The sequence below is a fragment of the Corallibacter vietnamensis genome, from assembly GCF_039537875.1.
GTDB lineage: Bacteria > Bacteroidota > Bacteroidia > Flavobacteriales > Flavobacteriaceae > Corallibacter > Corallibacter vietnamensis.
Map to the genome: position 1 here is coordinate 1,355,298 of NZ_BAABBI010000001.1, position 17,811 is coordinate 1,373,108.

At 36.0% G+C, this 17,811-nt stretch carries 15 protein-coding genes; 11 read left to right on the forward strand and 4 right to left on the reverse strand.

Going from position 1 to position 17,811, the window contains the following annotated elements; translation table 11 throughout:
- Window positions 1-7: 7 nt before the first annotated feature.
- The 8 genes from ABD690_RS06195 to ABD690_RS06230 all read left to right on the forward strand — a co-directional run bounded on the left by ABD690_RS06195 (window position 8) and on the right by ABD690_RS06230 (window position 8,729).
- Window positions 8-1,516, forward strand: coding sequence for a serine hydrolase domain-containing protein (locus ABD690_RS06195; protein ID WP_344728396.1), 1,509 nt, complete (start codon window positions 8-10; stop codon window positions 1,514-1,516).
- A gap of 2 nt (window positions 1,517-1,518) precedes the next feature.
- Window positions 1,519-2,271, forward strand: coding sequence for an enoyl-CoA hydratase/isomerase family protein (locus ABD690_RS06200; protein ID WP_344728398.1), 753 nt, complete (start codon window positions 1,519-1,521; stop codon window positions 2,269-2,271).
- A gap of 233 nt (window positions 2,272-2,504) precedes the next feature.
- The gene (locus ABD690_RS06205) at window positions 2,505-3,128 is read left to right on the forward strand and encodes an acyltransferase (protein WP_344729301.1); all 624 of its coding nucleotides are present in this window, start codon (window positions 2,505-2,507) and stop codon (window positions 3,126-3,128) included.
- Window positions 3,125-3,445: a GIY-YIG nuclease family protein gene (locus ABD690_RS06210; RefSeq protein ID WP_344728400.1), complete on the forward strand. Its 321-nt coding sequence runs from the start codon at window positions 3,125-3,127 to the stop codon at window positions 3,443-3,445. The genes ABD690_RS06205 and ABD690_RS06210 overlap by 4 nt, the downstream gene beginning before the upstream one ends.
- Window positions 3,435-4,772, forward strand: coding sequence for a dihydrolipoamide acetyltransferase family protein (locus ABD690_RS06215; protein WP_344728402.1), 1,338 nt, complete (start codon window positions 3,435-3,437; stop codon window positions 4,770-4,772). Before ABD690_RS06210 ends, ABD690_RS06215 begins: the two co-directional genes overlap by 11 nt.
- A 49-nt stretch (window positions 4,773-4,821) precedes the next feature.
- On the forward strand, window positions 4,822-5,889 hold the full coding sequence (locus tag ABD690_RS06220; protein ID WP_344728404.1) for a branched-chain amino acid aminotransferase: 1,068 nt from the start codon (window positions 4,822-4,824) through the stop codon (window positions 5,887-5,889).
- Between the two features lie 162 nt (window positions 5,890-6,051).
- A complete protein-coding gene (locus ABD690_RS06225; RefSeq protein WP_344728407.1) occupies window positions 6,052-8,127 on the forward strand; it encodes an alpha-ketoacid dehydrogenase subunit alpha/beta in 2,076 nt (691 codons plus the stop codon).
- A 257-nt stretch (window positions 8,128-8,384) separates the two neighbouring features.
- Window positions 8,385-8,729: a hypothetical protein gene (locus tag ABD690_RS06230; protein ID WP_344728409.1), complete on the forward strand. Its 345-nt coding sequence runs from the start codon at window positions 8,385-8,387 to the stop codon at window positions 8,727-8,729.
- Between the two features lie 60 nt (window positions 8,730-8,789).
- Here the strand turns inward: ABD690_RS06230 and ABD690_RS06235 are convergent, their stop codons facing one another.
- The 3 genes from ABD690_RS06235 to ABD690_RS06245 are packed head-to-tail and all read right to left on the reverse strand — an operon-like array spanning window position 8,790 to window position 11,514.
- A complete protein-coding gene (locus ABD690_RS06235; RefSeq protein WP_344728411.1) occupies window positions 8,790-9,329 on the reverse strand; it encodes a DUF4136 domain-containing protein in 540 nt (179 codons plus the stop codon).
- A 17-nt stretch (window positions 9,330-9,346) separates the two neighbouring features.
- The gene (locus tag ABD690_RS06240; RefSeq protein WP_344729303.1) at window positions 9,347-11,335 is read right to left on the reverse strand and encodes a urocanate hydratase; all 1,989 of its coding nucleotides are present in this window, start codon (window positions 11,333-11,335) and stop codon (window positions 9,347-9,349) included.
- Between the two features lie 17 nt (window positions 11,336-11,352).
- The gene (locus tag ABD690_RS06245) at window positions 11,353-11,514 is read right to left on the reverse strand and encodes a C1orf53 family protein (RefSeq protein ID WP_161566758.1); all 162 of its coding nucleotides are present in this window, start codon (window positions 11,512-11,514) and stop codon (window positions 11,353-11,355) included.
- 50 nt (window positions 11,515-11,564) lie between these two features.
- Here ABD690_RS06245 and ABD690_RS06250 point away from each other — a divergent pair, with 50 nt between their 5' ends.
- Entirely contained in the window at window positions 11,565-11,888 is a 324-nt protein-coding gene (locus tag ABD690_RS06250; RefSeq protein ID WP_344728414.1) for a hypothetical protein, read from the forward strand.
- Here the strand turns inward: ABD690_RS06250 and ABD690_RS06255 are convergent, their stop codons facing one another.
- Window positions 11,889-15,677 (reverse strand): T9SS sorting signal type C domain-containing protein, encoded by a 3,789-nt coding sequence (locus ABD690_RS06255; RefSeq protein WP_344728416.1) that lies wholly within the window; start codon window positions 15,675-15,677, stop codon window positions 11,889-11,891.
- Window positions 15,678-16,073: 396 nt separating this feature from the next.
- Between ABD690_RS06255 and ABD690_RS06260 the strand changes: the two genes are divergently transcribed.
- Both ABD690_RS06260 and ABD690_RS06265 read left to right on the forward strand, forming a co-directional pair.
- Entirely contained in the window at window positions 16,074-16,994 is a 921-nt protein-coding gene (locus tag ABD690_RS06260) for a 1-aminocyclopropane-1-carboxylate deaminase/D-cysteine desulfhydrase (protein ID WP_344728418.1), read from the forward strand.
- A 47-nt stretch (window positions 16,995-17,041) separates the two neighbouring features.
- Window positions 17,042-17,809 (forward strand): glucosaminidase domain-containing protein, encoded by a 768-nt coding sequence (locus ABD690_RS06265; protein WP_344728420.1) that lies wholly within the window; start codon window positions 17,042-17,044, stop codon window positions 17,807-17,809.
- Window positions 17,810-17,811: the final 2 nt, after the last annotated feature.

A 17,811-nucleotide genomic window follows, 5' to 3' on the forward strand; every position in this document is an offset into this window, starting at 1 on the left:
AATAAATATGAAAAAAATAGTTTACATAATAGTATGTCTAACCATTATTTTTGGGTGCGAAAACAATGAAGAAACCCAAAAAGCTGTAGCTGTTGAGGACGATAATTTTTCACAACTTACCTCACTTATAGATCATTTTGCTGAAGAAAATCTTTCAAAAGGTAATGCCAATTCTTTTGCAGTCGCAGTATACAGAGATGGTAAAATGTACCAGAATTATTATGGCACTATTAATGGTAATCAAACAAATAAGCCAAACGACAGTTCACTTTACGAGATTGCTTCCATAACAAAAACATTTACAGGTTCTTTAGTGGCGAAAGCGGTTTTAGCAGGTAAACTGAATTTAGATGATGATATAAGAAATTATTTAGAAGGTGATTACCCAAACCTCGAGTTTGAAGGTCAACCGATAACTATTCAACATCTATTAACTCATAGTTTAGGCTTCAAAACAAAAACACCACCAAAGTTAGAAGCGTTTAATAAAAGAATGAATTCTGGTGAAAATATAGATTCAATAAAACCATACACTATACAAGATTTGTTAGAAGAGCTCAAAACCGTTGAGTTAAATAAAAAACCAGGAACTCATTATGCATACACTTCGGTTGGACCAGAACTATTAGCCTACATTTTGGAGAAAGTCAATACGAAACCATTTAAAGAACAATTGAAAATATTTCTTGATGACATAGGAATGCACAATACCTACTTAAATGAATCTGAAAAGCATCTTAACAATTTAGTAAGAGGTTATGATGGCGAAGAATTGGCACCTGTAGATTATTGCCCAATTTATGGAGCAGCAGGTGGTGCTATTTCTACACTTCCAGACTTATCAATCTATATGAAATACCTGATAGACAACAAAGAATTGCCTTGGGTAAAAGAAGCATCTAGACAGTTGTTTGAGGATACAGAAGAAGATGAAACCGTTGGTTACCTTTGGCAAAACATTGGCTTTGCAAAAGAAGAAGGTTATTACTACTCTAAAACAGGAACCTCAAATGGTATACAAAGTGTAGTATTAATTTGCCCAGATTCAAATTATGGTATGATAGTTTTCGTTAATAATACATCAGACGAAGCTTTCAATGTTTGGGTAAATTTAACTTATAGAGATATTGAGCCCTTGCTAATTAAGTATCCAAAATTAAACCTTACTTCCATATTTAGAAAAGACTTTAGTGACAACCCAAGTATAGCTTTTCAAAACTTTAGAGAACTTAAAAATGATACAATTAATTATAGCTTTTCAATAAGGGAATTAAATAATTTTGGTTATGATTTGTTAAATGAAAAACAGAATGAAAAGGCCATTAAAGTATTTCAGTTTTTAACAAAAGAGTTTCCTGATAATGCAAACCTTTATGACAGTTTAGGCGAAGCCTTTTTTATATCAGAAGAATACGACAATGCATTACAAAATTTTAAAAAAGCATTGCAGATAAACCCAGATATGAAATCGTCCAAAGATTACATAAAGAAAATCGAAGAAAAAAAATCAAAATAATAATGAGTCAACCATACGTAAAATTAGAAATAGAAAATCAAGTAGGATACATCGAATTTTTTCATCCTGCGCATAATTCATTACCAGGAAATATTCTGGCTGAACTAGCACAAACTATTACCGATGCTGGCAATAATGAGGACATTAAAGTTATCGTTTTAAAAAGTGGAGGCGACAGAACGTTTTGTGCTGGCGCAAGTTTTAACGAGCTTATCAATATTAATGATGAAGCTACAGGAAAAGTTTTCTTTTCAGGATTTGCTAACGTGATTAATGCAATGCGCAAATGTCCAAAATTTATCATTGGTCGCGTGCAAGGAAAAACCGTTGGTGGCGGCGTAGGAGTAGCATCGGCAACTGATTATTGTATGGCAACAAAATTTGCAGCTATAAAGTTAAGCGAGTTAAACGTTGGTATCGGTCCGTTTGTGGTTGGTCCTGCTGTAGAACGAAAGTTAGGTTTAAGCGGAATGTCACAAATCGCCATTGATGCCAATACATTTTATCCAGCAGAATGGGCAAAGCAAAAAGGCTTATTTACGCAAGTATTTGAAACTACAGACGAATTAGACGAAGCAGTTAAAACCTTTGCCGAAAATCTTTGCAATTACAATCCAGAAGCAATGAAAGAAATGAAGAAAATCTTCTGGCAAGGTACCGAAAATTGGGACACGCTTCTAGCCGAAAGAGCAGCCATTAGTGGTCGTCTAGTATTAAGTGATTTTACAAAAGAAACATTAAAACGATTTAAATAGAAGATAGAAAATAGACCGCTACGCTGTTAGAGGTTAGATTGAAGATAGCAAGTAGTAACCGTTGAAATGCAGAATAAAAAAATGAAATCGTTAAGAATTTTTGAAGCCTTGGAAAAAAATTAGATTTCATTTTGAGGTTTCAAAACTGTAAAACGAGTTTTGAAAATTCCTCATTTCAACTTGAATTTTTGGTTCGTTTTGTTTCAAGACAAAATGAACATAAAAGAAAAATAATGATATACGAGTTTAAAGGTTTTATTCCAGTAGTTCACAAAAGCAGTTTCGTGCACCCATTGGCTGCAGTCACTGGCAATGTCATCATTGGCAAAAACTGTTACATCGGTCCAGGTGCAGCCATTCGAGGAGATTGGGGACAAATCATTTTAGAGGATGGCGTTAACGTGCAAGAAAACTGTACAGTGCATATGTTTCCGGGTAAATCTATTACCTTAAAGGGAAGTGCACACGTTGGTCACGGAGCCATCATTCACGGAGCCAATTTAGGCCGTAATTGCCTCATTGGTATGAATACCGTAATTATGGATGATGCCGAAATTGGAGATGAAAGTATCGTTGGAGCCATGGCATTTGTTAAGGCCGAAACTAAAATTCCACCACGTAGTTTGGTGGTTGGTAATCCAGCAAAAGTCATCAAGCAAGTAAGTGATGAGATGATTGCTTGGAAAACTAAAGGAACGCAGTTATATCAGCAGTTACCGCAAGATTGTCACAACAGTCTAAAAGCCGTTGAGCCATTACGCGAAGTTCCTGAAAATATGAAAATCCAAGAAGGAGCTTATGACACCTTAAGGGAACATTTCCTGCGAAGGCAGGAATCTCATAACAAAAAGGAATGAAAGTTTGGTATGTCTATATGATGGCTAATAAGCCAAATGGAGTAATTTATATTGGAATTACTGACGATATAGAAGAACGAGTGAAAGAACATAAGTTAAAGGTCAGACCTGAATCTTTTACAGCAAAATATAATTGTGATAAGCTAGTATATTTTGAAGAATGCTTTAGTGATGAAGAAGCTATAGCTAGAGAAAAAAGGATGAAAAAGTGGAAAAGAAACTGGAAAATAGACCTAATTGAAGAGATGAATCCAAATTGGATGGATATAAGTATAAATTGGAATTTAAACTTAAATAAGTTTAGAAATGGAAGATAAAGAGATTCCTGCTTTCGCAGGAAGTTATGAACTAAAAATGCCCAAAATGGGCGAGAGCATCACAGAAGGAACCATCATTAATTGGTTAATAAATGAAGGCGATTCTTTTGATGAAGGCGATATCATATTAGAAGTAGCCACAGATAAAGTAGATAACGAAGTGCCAGCGCCAGCAGCAGGAACATTGCTAGAAACCAAATACCAAGCAAAAGATGTGGTAAAAGTTGGCGAAGTTATCGCTATTCTAGAAATAGAAAAATCGAAATCGAAACCGAAATCGAAAGATGATGTAACGTCGCGCGCAGTCGAGACTTCGAAAAAGAAAACCAAAAAGAGTCGTCCAGTAGCATCCAGTTCTAGTAAGGAAGCTCTTTCGGTTTCAACTTCAGCTTCAACTTCGAATTCAAAGTTCTTCTCACCATTAATCATTTCCATTGCAAAGGAGCATCACATTAGTTTTGAAGAACTAGCAAGAATTCCAGCAACCGGAAACGAAGGACGATTAAGAAAAAGCGATGTATTCAATTATATCGAAGAGGGCAGACCATACAAGTTCGCGCAGCCAGTGGTTCAAGATCCAACGGCTTATCGTATTCCGCAATTAACGTTTGATAAAGGCAAAGGAAAGCTAATAGAAATGGATCGTATGCGCCAAATGATTGCAGATCATATGGTGTATTCCAAGCATACGTCACCGCACGTAACGGCTTATGTTGAAGCCGACTTAACCAATATGGTAAATTGGCGAAATGAGAATAAAGTTGCTTTTCAAGAAAAATATGGCGAAAAACTAACCTTTACACCATTGTTTGTAGAAGCCGTAGCTAAAGCGGTCAAAGATTTTCCTAACATCAATGCGTCTGTTGATGGTAATAATATCATTGTAAAAGAAGATATTAACATTGGTATGGCAACAGCATTACCAAGTGGAAACTTAATTGTGCCAGTGGTTAAAAACGCTGATACTAAAGACTTAAAAACGTTAGCCGAAAACGTAAACGAGCTTGCAGGAAAAGCAAGAGAAAATAAATTGAGTGGCGACGATATAAAAGGAAGCACGTTCACTATTTCTAACGTTGGAACGTTTGGAAGCGTAATGGGAACACCAATTATCAACCAACCAGAAGTTGCCATTTTAGCATTAGGAATCATTAAAAAACGTGCCGAAGTCATCGAAACTGAAAAAGGCGACGAAATCGCTATTAGAAGTATGATGTACCTATCGCTGTCTTTCGATCATCGTGTCGTTGATGGGTATTTAGGCGGAAGCTTTGTACGTCGCGTAGCCGATTATTTAGAACAATTTGATACGAATAGAAAAATATAGTTAACTGTCATCCTGAACTTGATTCAGGATCTCATCATTTATAAAAATTATGTCTTACAACATAGCAATCAAAAAAATAGAAAAATCAAAAGTCGATACTATCGACTTCAACAACATACCATTAGGGACCTCTTTCACAGATCATATGTTTATCTGCGATTATAAAGATGGTGAATGGCAAAACCCAAGAATTGAACCTTTAGCTTTAATTCCAACGCATCCAGCAGCAATGGCGTTGCATTACGGACAAGCCATTTTTGAAGGTATGAAAGCTAATGTAGATGAAGACGGAACACCAATGCTATTCCGTGCCGATAAAAATGCAGCGCGTTTAAACTTTAGTGCAGACCGAATGGGAATGCCAAATGTTCCAGAAGCGTTGTTTGTAGAAGGTTTAAAACAGCTTGTAGCTATGGATAAAGCGTGGATTCCACCACAAGACGGTAGTGCCTTGTACTTGCGTCCGTTTATGTATGCCGATGAAGCCTTTATCGGTATGCGTGCAGCCACAAGTTACAAGTTTATCATTATGGCATCACCAGCAGGACCGTTTTTCAGCAAGCGCATAAAATTGTGGGCCGAAAAGAAATTCGTTCGTGCCGTAGATGGTGGTACAGGCGAAGCAAAAGCGGCCGGAAATTACGCAGCTGCAATTCGTCCTACAGAACTAGCAAAAGCAAAAGGTTACGACCAAGTATTGTGGTTAGATGCTGTTGAGCACGAGTACATTCAAGAGGTGGGAACAATGAATATTTTCTTCAAAATTGATGGAAAATTCATCACACCACGTCGCGATGGCGCCATTCTCGATGGCATTACCAGAATGAGCGTTATCGATATTTTAAAAGATAAAGGTTTTGAAGTTATTGAGCGTCCAATCACGCTTACCGAAATCCGAGAAGCATCAGAAAAAGGCCTTTTAGAGGAAGCTTTCGGAACAGGAACAGCCGTTGGTATTGCTTACATTCAGAGCATTGGCACAGAAAATGGTGACATTCACGTCTCTGACGAAAGTCCGGTAGGATTAGAGGTTAACGACACGCTAAATGCCATAAAAACCGGAAAAATTGAAGATAAATTCAACTGGATGATAAAGGTTGAAGAAGAGCTAGCTTAAAATAATTTGGGCGTTACCAAAAGGGGCGGGCTTTACGCTATATCTTTTTTGCTTTTAAAGGCAAAAAAGGATGCCGCTGCAATTGCGAAGCACTCACGAATTCCATTTTATTAAAATAGAATGAATGAGTAATCCCTAACGCAAAAATAAGTTCAGAAAACAATGAATAAAGACATATTAAAAAAAGGATTTACCAATTTAGTAACTGCCAAAACAATGGCAGAATTGTATGAAGCCAACTTCAAAGTAGTTTCAAAATACGTGCACGCCACATCACGTGGTCACGAAGCTATTCAGACTGCTATAGGAATGCAATTGTTATCTCAAGATTATGCATTTCCGTATTATAGAGACGATGCCATGTTGTTAGCTTTTGGTATGACGCCTTACGATCTAATGCTTCAGGTGTTAGCTAAAAAAGACGATCCATTTTCTGGTGGAAGAACCTATTATTCACATCCAAGTTTAAAAGATGCTGATAAACCTAAAATACCACATCAATCTTCAGCAACAGGTATGCAAGCCATTCCTGCAACTGGTGTCGCAATGGGAATGCAATATTTGGAAAAGCAAGGACTTCAAAATTCAAATGTTGTTCAGAAGGATAGCAAAGAATCGCAATTAAATCCAATCACGGTTTGTAGTTTAGGTGACGCATCAGTAACCGAAGGCGAAATTGCAGAAGCCTTTCAGATGGCAGCGTTAAAGCAAATGCCAATTTTATATTTGGTGCAAGACAACGGTTGGGATATTTCAGCCAATGAAGCTGAAACCAGAGCTCAAAATGCTGCAGAATATGCAAAAGGTTTTCACGGTTTGGAAGCCATTTCTATTGATGGTGCTAACTTTATTGAAAGCTACCAAGCTCTAGAAAAAGTAATAAAAACCATCCGAGACGAGCGTCGACCATTTTTGGTACACGCTAAAGTACCGTTGTTAAATCATCATACGTCTGGTGTGCGTATGGAATGGTATAGAGATGACTTGGAAGAAGCAAAGTCTCGTGATCCTTATCCTGTTTTAAAACAGCAAATGTTAGATAATGGTTTCACTCAAAAGGATATAGATGCTATTGAAGCGGAAATAAAAGCGTTGGTTGAAAATGATTTTCAAAAAGCTTTAAAAGCTGAAGATCCAACACCAGAAGATTTATTTACCCACGATTTTGCACCAACACCAATTACCGAGGAAAAGGGTGAGCGTTCGCCTGAAGGTGCGGAAAAAGTAGTGATGGTAGATTGTGCTTTATTCGCTGTGGAAGAATTGATGCGGAAGCATCCAGAATGTCTGCTTTATGGACAAGATGTTGGTGGACGACTTGGTGGTGTATTTAGAGAAGCCGCGACATTAGCACAGAAATTTGGTGACGACCGCGTTTTTAATACACCAATCCAAGAAGCATTTATTGTGGGCTCTACAGTTGGTATGAGTGCGGTAGGCTTAAAGCCCATTGTTGAGGTTCAGTTTGCAGATTACATTTGGCCAGGACTCAATCAATTATTTACCGAAGTGAGTCGTAGCTGTTATTTAAGTAATGGAAAATGGCCAGTAAGTATGATTTTGCGTGTGCCAATTGGTGCTTATGGTAGTGGTGGACCTTATCATTCGTCTTCTGTGGAAAGTGTTGTTACTAATATTCGAGGTATTAAAATTGCTTATCCAAGTAATGGAGCTGATTTAAAAGGTTTAATGAAAGCCGCATATCACGACCCAAATCCAGTAGTTATTTTTGAGCATAAAGGTTTGTATTGGTCTAAAGTACCAGGAACACAAGGCGCAACCTCTGTAGAACCTGCTGAAGATTACGTGTTGCCTTTTGGGAAAGCTTGGGTATTACAAGAAATCTGGAAGCAAGATGATGTTGAAACCATGACCATTGTTACGTATGGAATGGGTGTACATTGGGCAATGAATGCTTCAGAAGAATTGGGTTTAAAAGATCAAATAGAAGTCATCGATTTAAGAACATTGTATCCTCTAGATGAAGCAACTATAATGAAATCGGTTAAGAAAACAGGTAAGTGTTTAGTAGTAACCGAAGAGCCGAGTAATAATAGTTTTGCAAGAGCATTATCTGGGAAAATTCAAGAAGAATGCTTCAAATATTTAGATGCACCAGTAATGACGATTGGTAGTGAAAATATGCCTGCAATTCCATTGAATTCAACATTAGAGCAAACAATGATTCCTTCAACTGAAAAGGTGAAAATGAAGGTTAAGGAATTATTGAATTATTAAGTTTTCACTGAGTTTATAAGAGCATAGTGAAAATAGGAAGTAATTTAATCAGTCTTATTTATTATTGATATTTCAATTTTAATGAGCATTGTATGCTTCATATTTGGTAGGAAACAGTTTTGCAGACCAGTAATATTTAATTAAGTTTACTATAAGAGCGGTATTTTATACCGCTTTTTATTTTTATTTAATAAATTATAGATATATTTTGTATATTTAGCCTTTAATCAACAAGTAAATATTAATATAAAATTATTATGAAAAAGTATATATCACTTTTTAGCTTTATAGCATTGTTTTTTTTAGGGATGCAATTTTCTAGCGCACAGGCATCAAGAACACCTGAAGCGATTGCTAAGCAGAAAACATATAAAATTCATGAGTTAGTTGTTCTAACAGGAGAGCAACAAAGTGGTGTTTTTAGAGCTTTGGTAGATGCTGAAGAAAATATAAAAGCATTAAATGAAAAGAGCGATATTGAAGCTATTCAAAAATATAAAGCAGAGATTTTAAGTCGTTTAAATGATAAGATTAAAGGAATTCTAACTCCAGATCAATACAAGACTTATTTAGCATCTTTAGAAGAAAAAAATAAAAAGTAATTGTTTAATAAAGCAATCACTAAAAAAGCGACTCATTTGAGTCGCTTTTTTTATAGGTCATTATTTTTTTCCTTCAGGAGGATATTTTTCTAGTATTTTAAAAACAAATTCTTTAATACGTTCATCTTTTTCTTCCATATTATGTGTAAGGTATCCAACTCCTTGTCCTTGCCATACAAGTTCTTTTCTTTTAGCATCAATAAGATCTATATAAAGAATGCCTTCAGTAGTAGTTGAGACAGAATTGTAGCTACTCCAATACCAAGGGCTCCATCCCCAGCCATAACCATAAGGGCCAAAACCGTTATTGTACACATTTACTTGTTCACGTTCTTTAGTAAATATACTAACTAACATATCAGGGGTTTCAGATTTTGTCATTCCTTTGGCTAGTAATTCGGCTTCAATCGCTCTTAAAATTCTTCTTTTATCTAAATCGCTAATTTCGGCTTTATCAATCCCGGGCTTAAAAAAAGCAAAGGATTTGTATTGATTGAAATTTACTTCTTTGTCATAGTCAGCTGCAACCCTAACTGAACTACAAGAAGATAATAGTATAGCGAGAATTAAAACAGGTGATAATTTTAGTAGCTTTTTCATAGTTCTTTTTTTTATTGTTATTCCAATAGTTTCTCATCTACAAAATTAGGAACCGTAACTTTTAGATTAGGTTCTTGTTCCATAGCGCGTTTTATAGCAAAAACAGCACCTTCATTTCTTGCCCAACTTCTTCTGGAAATACCATTGTTTACATCCCAAAAAAGCATTGATTTTAAGCGTGTTTCTGCTTCATTAGTACCATCAAGAACCATACCAAATCCACCATTGATAACTTCTCCCCAGCCAACGCCACCACCATTGTGGATGCTTACCCAAGTCGCGCCTCTAAAACTATCACCTATAACATTATGTATAGCCATATCTGAAGTGAAACGAGAACCATCGTAAATATTGCTGGTTTCACGATAAGGTGAATCTGTACCTGATACATCATGGTGATCACGACCTAGAACGACGTAACCTATTTCGCCTTTTGCAATGGCATCGTTGAATGCTTTAGCAATTTTCATTCGACCTTCGGCATCTGCATAAAGAATTCTGGCTTGTGAGCCTACGACTAATTTGTTTTCTTGAGCACCTTTAATCCACTGAATATTATCAGCCATTTGCTGTTGGATTTCTTCAGGTGAGTTTTTCATGATTTCTTCTAAAACTTCACAAGCAATAGCATCTGTTTTTGCTAGATCTTCTGGTTTACCCGAAGTACAAACCCAACGGAATGGTCCAAATCCGTAATCAAAACACATAGGACCCATAATATCTTGTACGTAGCTTGGATACTTAAATTCGCGACCTATAGTTGGGTTTTCAGACATAACATCAGCACCAGCACGAGAGGCTTCGAGCAAGAAGGCATTTCCGTAATCAAAGAAATAAGTGCCTTTCTCTGTGTGTTTATTAATTGCAGTTGCATGGCGACGTAAACTTTCCTGAACTTTGGTTTTGAATAGGTCAGGATTATTTGCCATCATATTGTTAGCTTCCTCAAAAGATAATCCAACAGGATAATAACCTCCTGCCCAAGGGTTATGCAATGAGGTTTGGTCACTTCCTAAATCAATATGAATATTAGATTCATCAAATTTTTCCCAGACTTCAACAACATTTCCTAGGTATGCGATTGATATTGTTTCTTTGTTTGTTTGCGCTTTTTGTACTCGTGCTACTAATTCATCTAAATCGGTGATTTTTTCATCAATCCAACCTTGATCTAATCGAATTTGAGTGATTTTAGGATTCACTTCTGCACAAACCGTAATACAGCCAGCAATGTTGCCTGCTTTTGGTTGCGCACCCGACATTCCACCTAAACCAGAGGTGACAAAAATATGTCCTTTAGGAGATTTGTTTATTTTTCTAAATCCGTTTAGAACGGTAATTGTTGTGCCATGTACAATACCTTGTGGTCCAATATACATGTAGCTTCCGGCTGTCATTTGTCCGTATTGTGTAACGCCAAGAGCGTTGAATTTTTCCCAATCATCTGGTTTGGAATAATTAGGAATCATCATGCCGTTGGTGACAACTACACGAGGCGCGTTTTTATGTGATGGAAATAAACCCATGGGATGACCAGAATACATAACAAGCGTTTGTTCATCTGTCATGGTTGCTAAATATTGCATAGTTAATAAATACTGCGCCCAGTTAGAAAACACAGCGCCATTGCCACCATACGTAATTAGTTCATGCGGATGTTGCGCAACAGCATAATCCAAATTGTTTTGAATCATTAACATGATAGCTGCAGCTTGCTTTGATTTGGCAGGATATTCATTAATTGGTCTCGCATACATTTTGTAATCAGGTCTAAAACGATACATGTAAATGCGTCCATAAGTCTCTAATTCTTCTTTGAATTCAGGAAGAAGTGTTGCGTGGTGTTGCGGTTCAAAGTAGCGCAACGCATTTTGAAGCGCTAATTTTTTTTCTTCATCAGAAAGAATCTCCTTACGTTTAGGTGCATGATTAATAGAAGCTTCATAAGGTTTAGGATTAGGTAATGTGTTTGGTATTCCTTGTAGTATTTGTTCTTTAAAAGATATGTTAGTTGTTGTTGACATTAGTTTCTTTTTAATTGCTTTTTATTGAATCCGTATGGGCAGTGTCTGCATCCGCTTTCGCAGCAATAGCCACGTTTTAGGTGGTATTGCTCTGTGAAACAGCGATAGCCTTCAGGAGTTAAGTAATAATCTCCTTCTTCAATAGGAATGATTTTTTTCATAATCTAACAAAGATAATGTAATTTGGATTGATTTTTGAAGTTTCAAGAGGATGATATTGGTTTCAAAATATATAGTGCCAAAAGGTTATGTGGGAATTACAATTTATCCCTTTGTGTTTTTAAAGTATAAAGCTTTGAAGAAAGATGCCGTGCTTTTAAATCATGAAAAAATTCATTTAAAGCAGCAGTTGGAGTTGTTGATTATTCCGTTTTATTTATTGTATCTAATTGAGTTTTTTGTAAGATTAGTTCAATATAAGAATATGTATGCTGCGTATAAAAATATCTCTTTTGAGCGTGAGGCTTATGTAAATGAAAAAGACCTCGATTATTTAAAAACGAGGCCTTTTTATACTTTTGTTAGTTATTATTAGTTATTGTCTTAAAACTACTTTTTGAGTTTTTTGTATTCCATTTTTAAGTGTAGCTTGAACAATATAAGCACCATCGGAGTACGGTAAGTTCTCAATAGTTGTTTCTGATGAATTAATCTCACTTTTGTTTATTAATGTGCGCCCTAATAAATCATATACAATAACAGAGTTTATATTGCTTGTTGCGGATTTTACTTTGATGTACTTACTATTTGGTGCTGATATAGTAAATCCAGTATTACTATCAAACTCGTGAGTAGATAATGTGTTATTAGTATATCTTAATATAAAACGATTGTTATGAGTGCCATTTTCAATATTAAAAGTATATGGAGAAACTCTTAAATCATGAATAATGTTTAAGTGAGTGTCTTCAAGGTATATGTTTTGATTTGTTGAAAGAAACAAGCCGTCTAAAGTGTTTAAACCAATAGAATGAGTACCGCTTTCAGGAGTTTTAAAGCCTAAAGGAACAAGGTCTGTGTCTGTAAAAGGTAAAGTTCTTCCTTGAATAGACATTTTGTCTTCTCCAATAAGAGAGTAAAAGCTTGTTGGGTTTCCTTCAAATTCAAAACCGTCATATAATCTGTCAGTGTCATTTGTGGCACCATCAATATAACCTACTAAAATAGATGCAGCTGTATTGCTTGGAGTCACAAGGTCTAGCCAAAGTCTGTGACGTTCAATAGTGTTTCTTGATTCTGAAATGGTACCTCTGTAGAACTGATCATTAGGAATTGTAGCACTTCTCATACTGTTATTGAAAACAACTTGTTCTGATGTTGAAGCATTGTCAAGCATTAGAACAAAGAAAGCTTGTCCTGAAGCTATGCTACCGTTGAAGCCTGGAGGATTGGATCCAGTATAATTGTTGTCAATATAATCATCACTGTAATTGTATACAAAATCTTCATAAAAAGGGCTAGCAATTGCGGCAGGAGTGTTTTCATGTGTCCATAAATAAATAGTGCCATCAATATAAGGATTAGCAGAAATGAAGTCTGTATACGAAATTCCTGAAGGGTATGGATTACCTATTAGGTTCCAATTATCATCTTGAGGAGTAGTGCCATTAGCGACACCATTATCGCCTTGATAGTTTCCTGTTGTATGGGTGCCTCGTGTTATATTAACGCTAACATTACCATTGTTTGGTCTACCTATAAACTCCGCAGTTGCATTAGGAACAGCCGGTGTGTCTGGATAAGGAGTTGTTCCTGTTAGGTTTCTAACTATGTAGCCTGTGCCTAGACTCATAAGTTCATTAGGGGCTGGATGTCTCCAGTCTCCGTGGTTTCCAATACCACCTCCTGTAGCTTGAGTTGGAAGCCATTTCCAAATTAAGTTAGGGTTTGTGTTAGGGGAAATATTTTCAACATCAAAACTTTCTACAGGGGATGACCAATAAATGTAGTCATAAGGATCATCAAGGTTGTTTACACTTCGCTGTGCAGAAATTTCACCAATGTTATTATTTGTAGTTTCTGTGGGGTCTTGAATTAAGCTTGCGCTATCACGTAAAAGAAAGAAACCGTCATTGTCTACATTAACCCATTCAGTGATTTCAATGACACTGTTGTTTTCAATCTCTAAAAAGCCATTAGCAAGTATTGTTAAGTTTCTTCCTAACGCAGGTAATGGAGGTGTTGGTGGTGTGAAAATAGAATAGTCAGCTATAGGAGATCTGTTATTACTAGTTGCAACATCAGGAATAATTACACAGTCTGAAGCCGTTGGAATACCTGTAGGTACCCAGTTGTTATCATTATACCAGTTAGTGTCTACAGAACCGTTCCATACTTTACCAATAATGTAGTCTGCTTGAAATCTGGTTCCTGGTGAGTCAGGGCATGCTCCCCAAAAAGAGTAAATTCCTGGTGTATTGGTATTTGATAAAGGAGAGCCAGTAACTCCGACAGGGTCAAAAGAAGATCCAGAGCCAATAGGAGAGCCTCCAGTTGCAGTAGTATACCAATCTATGTCTCTTGGTGGGCCTGAAACGTTCCATGTGAAAGGTCCAGTGTGTGTGGTGCTACTAAAATCAAATATAGTTGTTACCAATGTGTATGTTACTCCGGTAGTTAGGTTTGCTGTAATTAAAGGGTCTAAATTAGGGCCATCATCATCATCGCCAGCAATATATCCTGTAGAACAAGTTCCGGGAGTAAAACCAGACGCTGTTTCATAAATATATCCCATAGCGTCAAAATATGGAGTAGGAGTTTCAGCTGCAAAAGTGTAAACTCCAGATGTGTCAACAGTGAAATTAACAGATGTGTAATTTGCGGTGTCAGTAGTATCAAATTGACAAGGGTCTGAACTGGATATAAAAATTATAGGTTGCAAAGCAACATTGTCAGTAACAGCATTTAGGTTTCCATTAATGGTGTTGCCAATACTCAAAGAGCCTTGACAACCTATGGTTGATGTTAAAGGTTGGCTAGGTTCTCCTGGGCAAGGTAAGTATACACCGTATACATCAGGCGGTATTGGTGAAGTAGCACATATTCCAAAGGTGCCTTGATTGTTGTTTCCATATTCCCAAAAACGAATATAAATGGTTTCACCTGGAGTTCTACCGGTTAAAGTTATTGAAGACATTAAGGCATTAGCGCTATCATCATCATCACATTCAATTAAAGATAAGGATCCGCATGTTCCAGAGTAAGCTGCAATTCCACTATCAGTTAAAGCTGCAGATTGTGTATCTATAGTTACTTCTCCAGTAGAATCTATTACTACTGAAAACCAAACATCGCCGCCAGAATAGCTAGCGCAACCAGGAGCTGGTACTCCGGTGCTAGCTGTAGCAGCTTCATTGGTGTAAAATGAGTAATTACATATAGAATTTGATGATAAAGGAATAGCTCCTGAACAATCGTCATTAATCGGAGGAGCAGGAGGTTCAGAAGCACAAATGCTAAAAGTACCTTGGTTATCATTTCCATATTCCCAAAAACGGATATATAAGGTTTCACCTGGAGTTCTACCGGTTAAGGTTATTGAAGACATTAATCCATTATCACTATCATCATCATCGCATTCAATTAAGGTTAAACTAGAACATGTTCCTCCAGAGTAAACAGCCATTCCACTATCTGTAAGACTTCCTGAATTGGAATCTATGATAATAGCTCCGCTTGTAGGAACAGTAACTGAAAACCAGACATCACCACCAGAGTAGTTTGCGCAGCCAGGAGCCGGAATTCCAGAGCTATTTGTTGCGCCTGCATTGGTAAAACTAGTGTATATGCATCCAGTGTTAACATTTAAGTTTGTTGCGTTGCATGGGTTGTCATTTGGCAATGACGCAACTGAAGAATCAAAAACACAAATAGTTCCGTTCATGCTTCTGTTTCCGCCAGCTCGCTGAATGCGTACTCTGTAGCGTTGACCAACAGTTGTGTTGTAGGTTATAGTCTCCTCATTGCCTGCGTCAGGAGCTCCATTGTCGTTTGCACACGAAACAGGTGACATATTTGTATTGCAAGCTCCTTCGAAGAGTGTTAAAATTACGTTGCCGTTTTGTATTGGGTTGTACGTAATGGTTGTAGATGTACTGATAGCATCAAACCAACCCCAAGCATCGTCTCTTGGGTTTTCTCCGCAACTAGCGCCATTGTAATTCCATGAGTTGTCTGTGTTGCTTGTATTGTTCCAATTTTGTGTATTGCATGTGGTGTTTACAATCAATTCAGCGCTAGCAATATTACCGCAATCATCAGATTGACTGAATCCATAAAAAAAAGAAAGAAAAGTATATCCAGAAAAGAGTAGTTTTTTTATCATAAAGTCTATTTTAATCTATTAAGCAGAGTATCCTTAAATACAACGTGAGCAGGTTAATAAGGGTAGACTTGGGTGGTCTTTATTGTTTTGATTATTATTCAATGAATTGTGTTAAAAATCAATATATAATTTAATTTAAATGATTTAATTATGGTTATATTTCTTTAAAATTTAGTTTTTATTGAATAATCGTCAATATAAATTTAATATTTTTTTTTGTGTAAAAAAGAGGGTGTTAGGTTTTTCGATGAAACACATTGTTTTATAGATGAATAAGTTTGTTTTACTGAATTTTAGTGTGTTGGATAAAAACAGATTTTGATTAAGGGCTTGCTATTCTGAGTGTTATAAATGAGTTTTTTTAATTGTATTTTTGTGCTTCTATAATTATAAAGAATGGCATCAGTATTTAGTCTAAATAATGTTTTAAACGAAGATGTGATATCGTCAAGTTTGAAAAATGTTTCGTTGTCTTTGAAACGAGAGGATGTTATTCATGAATATGTTTCAGGTAACAAATACCGAAAATTAAAATACAACATACAACAAGCGCAAAAAGAAAAAAAAGAGATTCTTTTAACATTTGGAGGAGCTTTTTCTAACCATCTTGCTGCAGTTTCAGCAATAGGTGGTTTGTTTGGTTTAAAAACGATAGGAGTTGTTAGGGGTGAAGAACTTAAAGACTCGTATGCTTCAAATGCCACATTGCTATTCGCAAAAAGTCAAGGCATGCAATTTGAATTTGTTTCTAGGAGTGTTTACAGAGAAAAAAATACCGAGTCATTTGTAAGAAAACTAAAGGAAAAGTTTGGAGATTTTTATTTAATCCCGGAAGGAGGAACAAACAATTTAGCAGTTAAGGGCTGTGAGGAGATTCTAACCGATAATGATGATAGCTTTGATTTTATTTGTTGCCCTGTAGGAACAGGAGGAACCATTTCAGGTTTGATTAATTCTAGCTTATCTCATCAAAAAATAATTGGTTTTCCTGCTTTAAAAGGTGATTTTTTACGAAAAGATATTAGTAAATTTGCAAATAAATCAAATTGGGAGCTAATTTCGGATTATCATTTTGGTGGGTATGCTAAAATAAATATCGAATTAATAAGTTTTATTAATCAATTTAAAGTTGAAAATAATATACAGCTAGATCCTGTTTATACAGGTAAAATGATGTTTGGCATTTTTGATTTAATTAAAAAAGAATATTTCCCAAAAGACTCAAAAATTTTGGCAATTCATACAGGTGGATTGCAAGGAATAGAAGGTATGAATGCTAGGCTTAAACGTAAAGGAATGCCATTAATACAATTATAAAAATGATATATAGATTATTGATTACATGTTTGTTTGTTTTTACAATAATGAGTTGCGGTTCCCGTAAGCGTGTTACCACAAAAAAAACAAGCAAGCCAAGAACAGAGCGTGTTACTAGAACAGTGCCTCCTAAAACACATGTGCCCGAAACACCATCTGAACCAACAACACCAACAGTACCTGTAAAAACTTACGCCAATAGTACAGAACAGTATATAGCAAATTATGCAGCTATAGCTCAAGAAGAAATGCGGCTCTATAAAATTCCAGCAAGTATTACTTTGGCTCAAGGGATTTTAGAATCAGGTTCAGGAAAAGGGAGATTGTCGGTAGAGGCTAATAATCATTTTGGAATAAAATGTCATGAATGGACAGGAGCAAGGATTTATCACGATGATGATAAAGCTCAAGAGTGTTTTAGAAAGTATAAAGACCCAAAATATTCATTCAGAGACCATTCGCTGTTTTTAAAAGAAAGAAAACGTTATTATAAATTATTTGATTTAAAAATTAACGACTACAAAGGCTGGGCAAGAGAGTTACGAGCAGCAGGTTATGCAACCGATAAGAAATATCCAGACAAGTTAATAAGTCTTATAGAACGTTACCAATTATACAAATATGATGATATTGCTTCTGGAAATACTCCGCAAGTAACAATATCAAACAATATATCACATCAAGTAGTAAAAGGAGATACGTTATACTCCATTTCAAAAAGGTACAATACAACTGTTGATGTTTTAAAAAGACTTAATGGGTTAAAAAATAATAATTTAAGCATCGGTCAGGTGCTAATTGTAAAAACAAAATAATA

Bases quoted from the DNA above. Each gene is read 5' to 3' on its own strand.
- ABD690_RS06195 (WP_344728396.1), top strand. From the start codon at position 8: ATGAAAAAAATAGTTTACATAATAGTATGTCTAACCATTATTTTTGGG.
- ABD690_RS06200 (WP_344728398.1), top strand. From the start codon at position 1,519: ATGAGTCAACCATACGTAAAATTAGAAATAGAAAATCAAGTAGGATAC.
- ABD690_RS06205 (WP_344729301.1), top strand. From the start codon at position 2,505: ATGATATACGAGTTTAAAGGTTTTATTCCAGTAGTTCACAAAAGCAGT.
- ABD690_RS06210 (WP_344728400.1), top strand. From the start codon at position 3,125: ATGAAAGTTTGGTATGTCTATATGATGGCTAATAAGCCAAATGGAGTA.
- ABD690_RS06215 (WP_344728402.1), top strand. From the start codon at position 3,435: ATGGAAGATAAAGAGATTCCTGCTTTCGCAGGAAGTTATGAACTAAAA.
- ABD690_RS06220 (WP_344728404.1), top strand. From the start codon at position 4,822: ATGTCTTACAACATAGCAATCAAAAAAATAGAAAAATCAAAAGTCGAT.
- ABD690_RS06225 (WP_344728407.1), top strand. From the start codon at position 6,052: ATGAATAAAGACATATTAAAAAAAGGATTTACCAATTTAGTAACTGCC.
- ABD690_RS06230 (WP_344728409.1), top strand. From the start codon at position 8,385: ATGAAAAAGTATATATCACTTTTTAGCTTTATAGCATTGTTTTTTTTA.
- ABD690_RS06235 (WP_344728411.1), bottom strand. From the start codon at position 9,329: ATGAAAAAGCTACTAAAATTATCACCTGTTTTAATTCTCGCTATACTA.
- ABD690_RS06245 (WP_161566758.1), bottom strand. From the start codon at position 11,514: ATGAAAAAAATCATTCCTATTGAAGAAGGAGATTATTACTTAACTCCT.
- ABD690_RS06250 (WP_344728414.1), top strand. From the start codon at position 11,565: ATGATATTGGTTTCAAAATATATAGTGCCAAAAGGTTATGTGGGAATT.
- ABD690_RS06255 (WP_344728416.1), bottom strand. From the start codon at position 15,677: ATGATAAAAAAACTACTCTTTTCTGGATATACTTTTCTTTCTTTTTTT.
- ABD690_RS06260 (WP_344728418.1), top strand. From the start codon at position 16,074: ATGGCATCAGTATTTAGTCTAAATAATGTTTTAAACGAAGATGTGATA.
- ABD690_RS06265 (WP_344728420.1), top strand. From the start codon at position 17,042: ATGAGTTGCGGTTCCCGTAAGCGTGTTACCACAAAAAAAACAAGCAAG.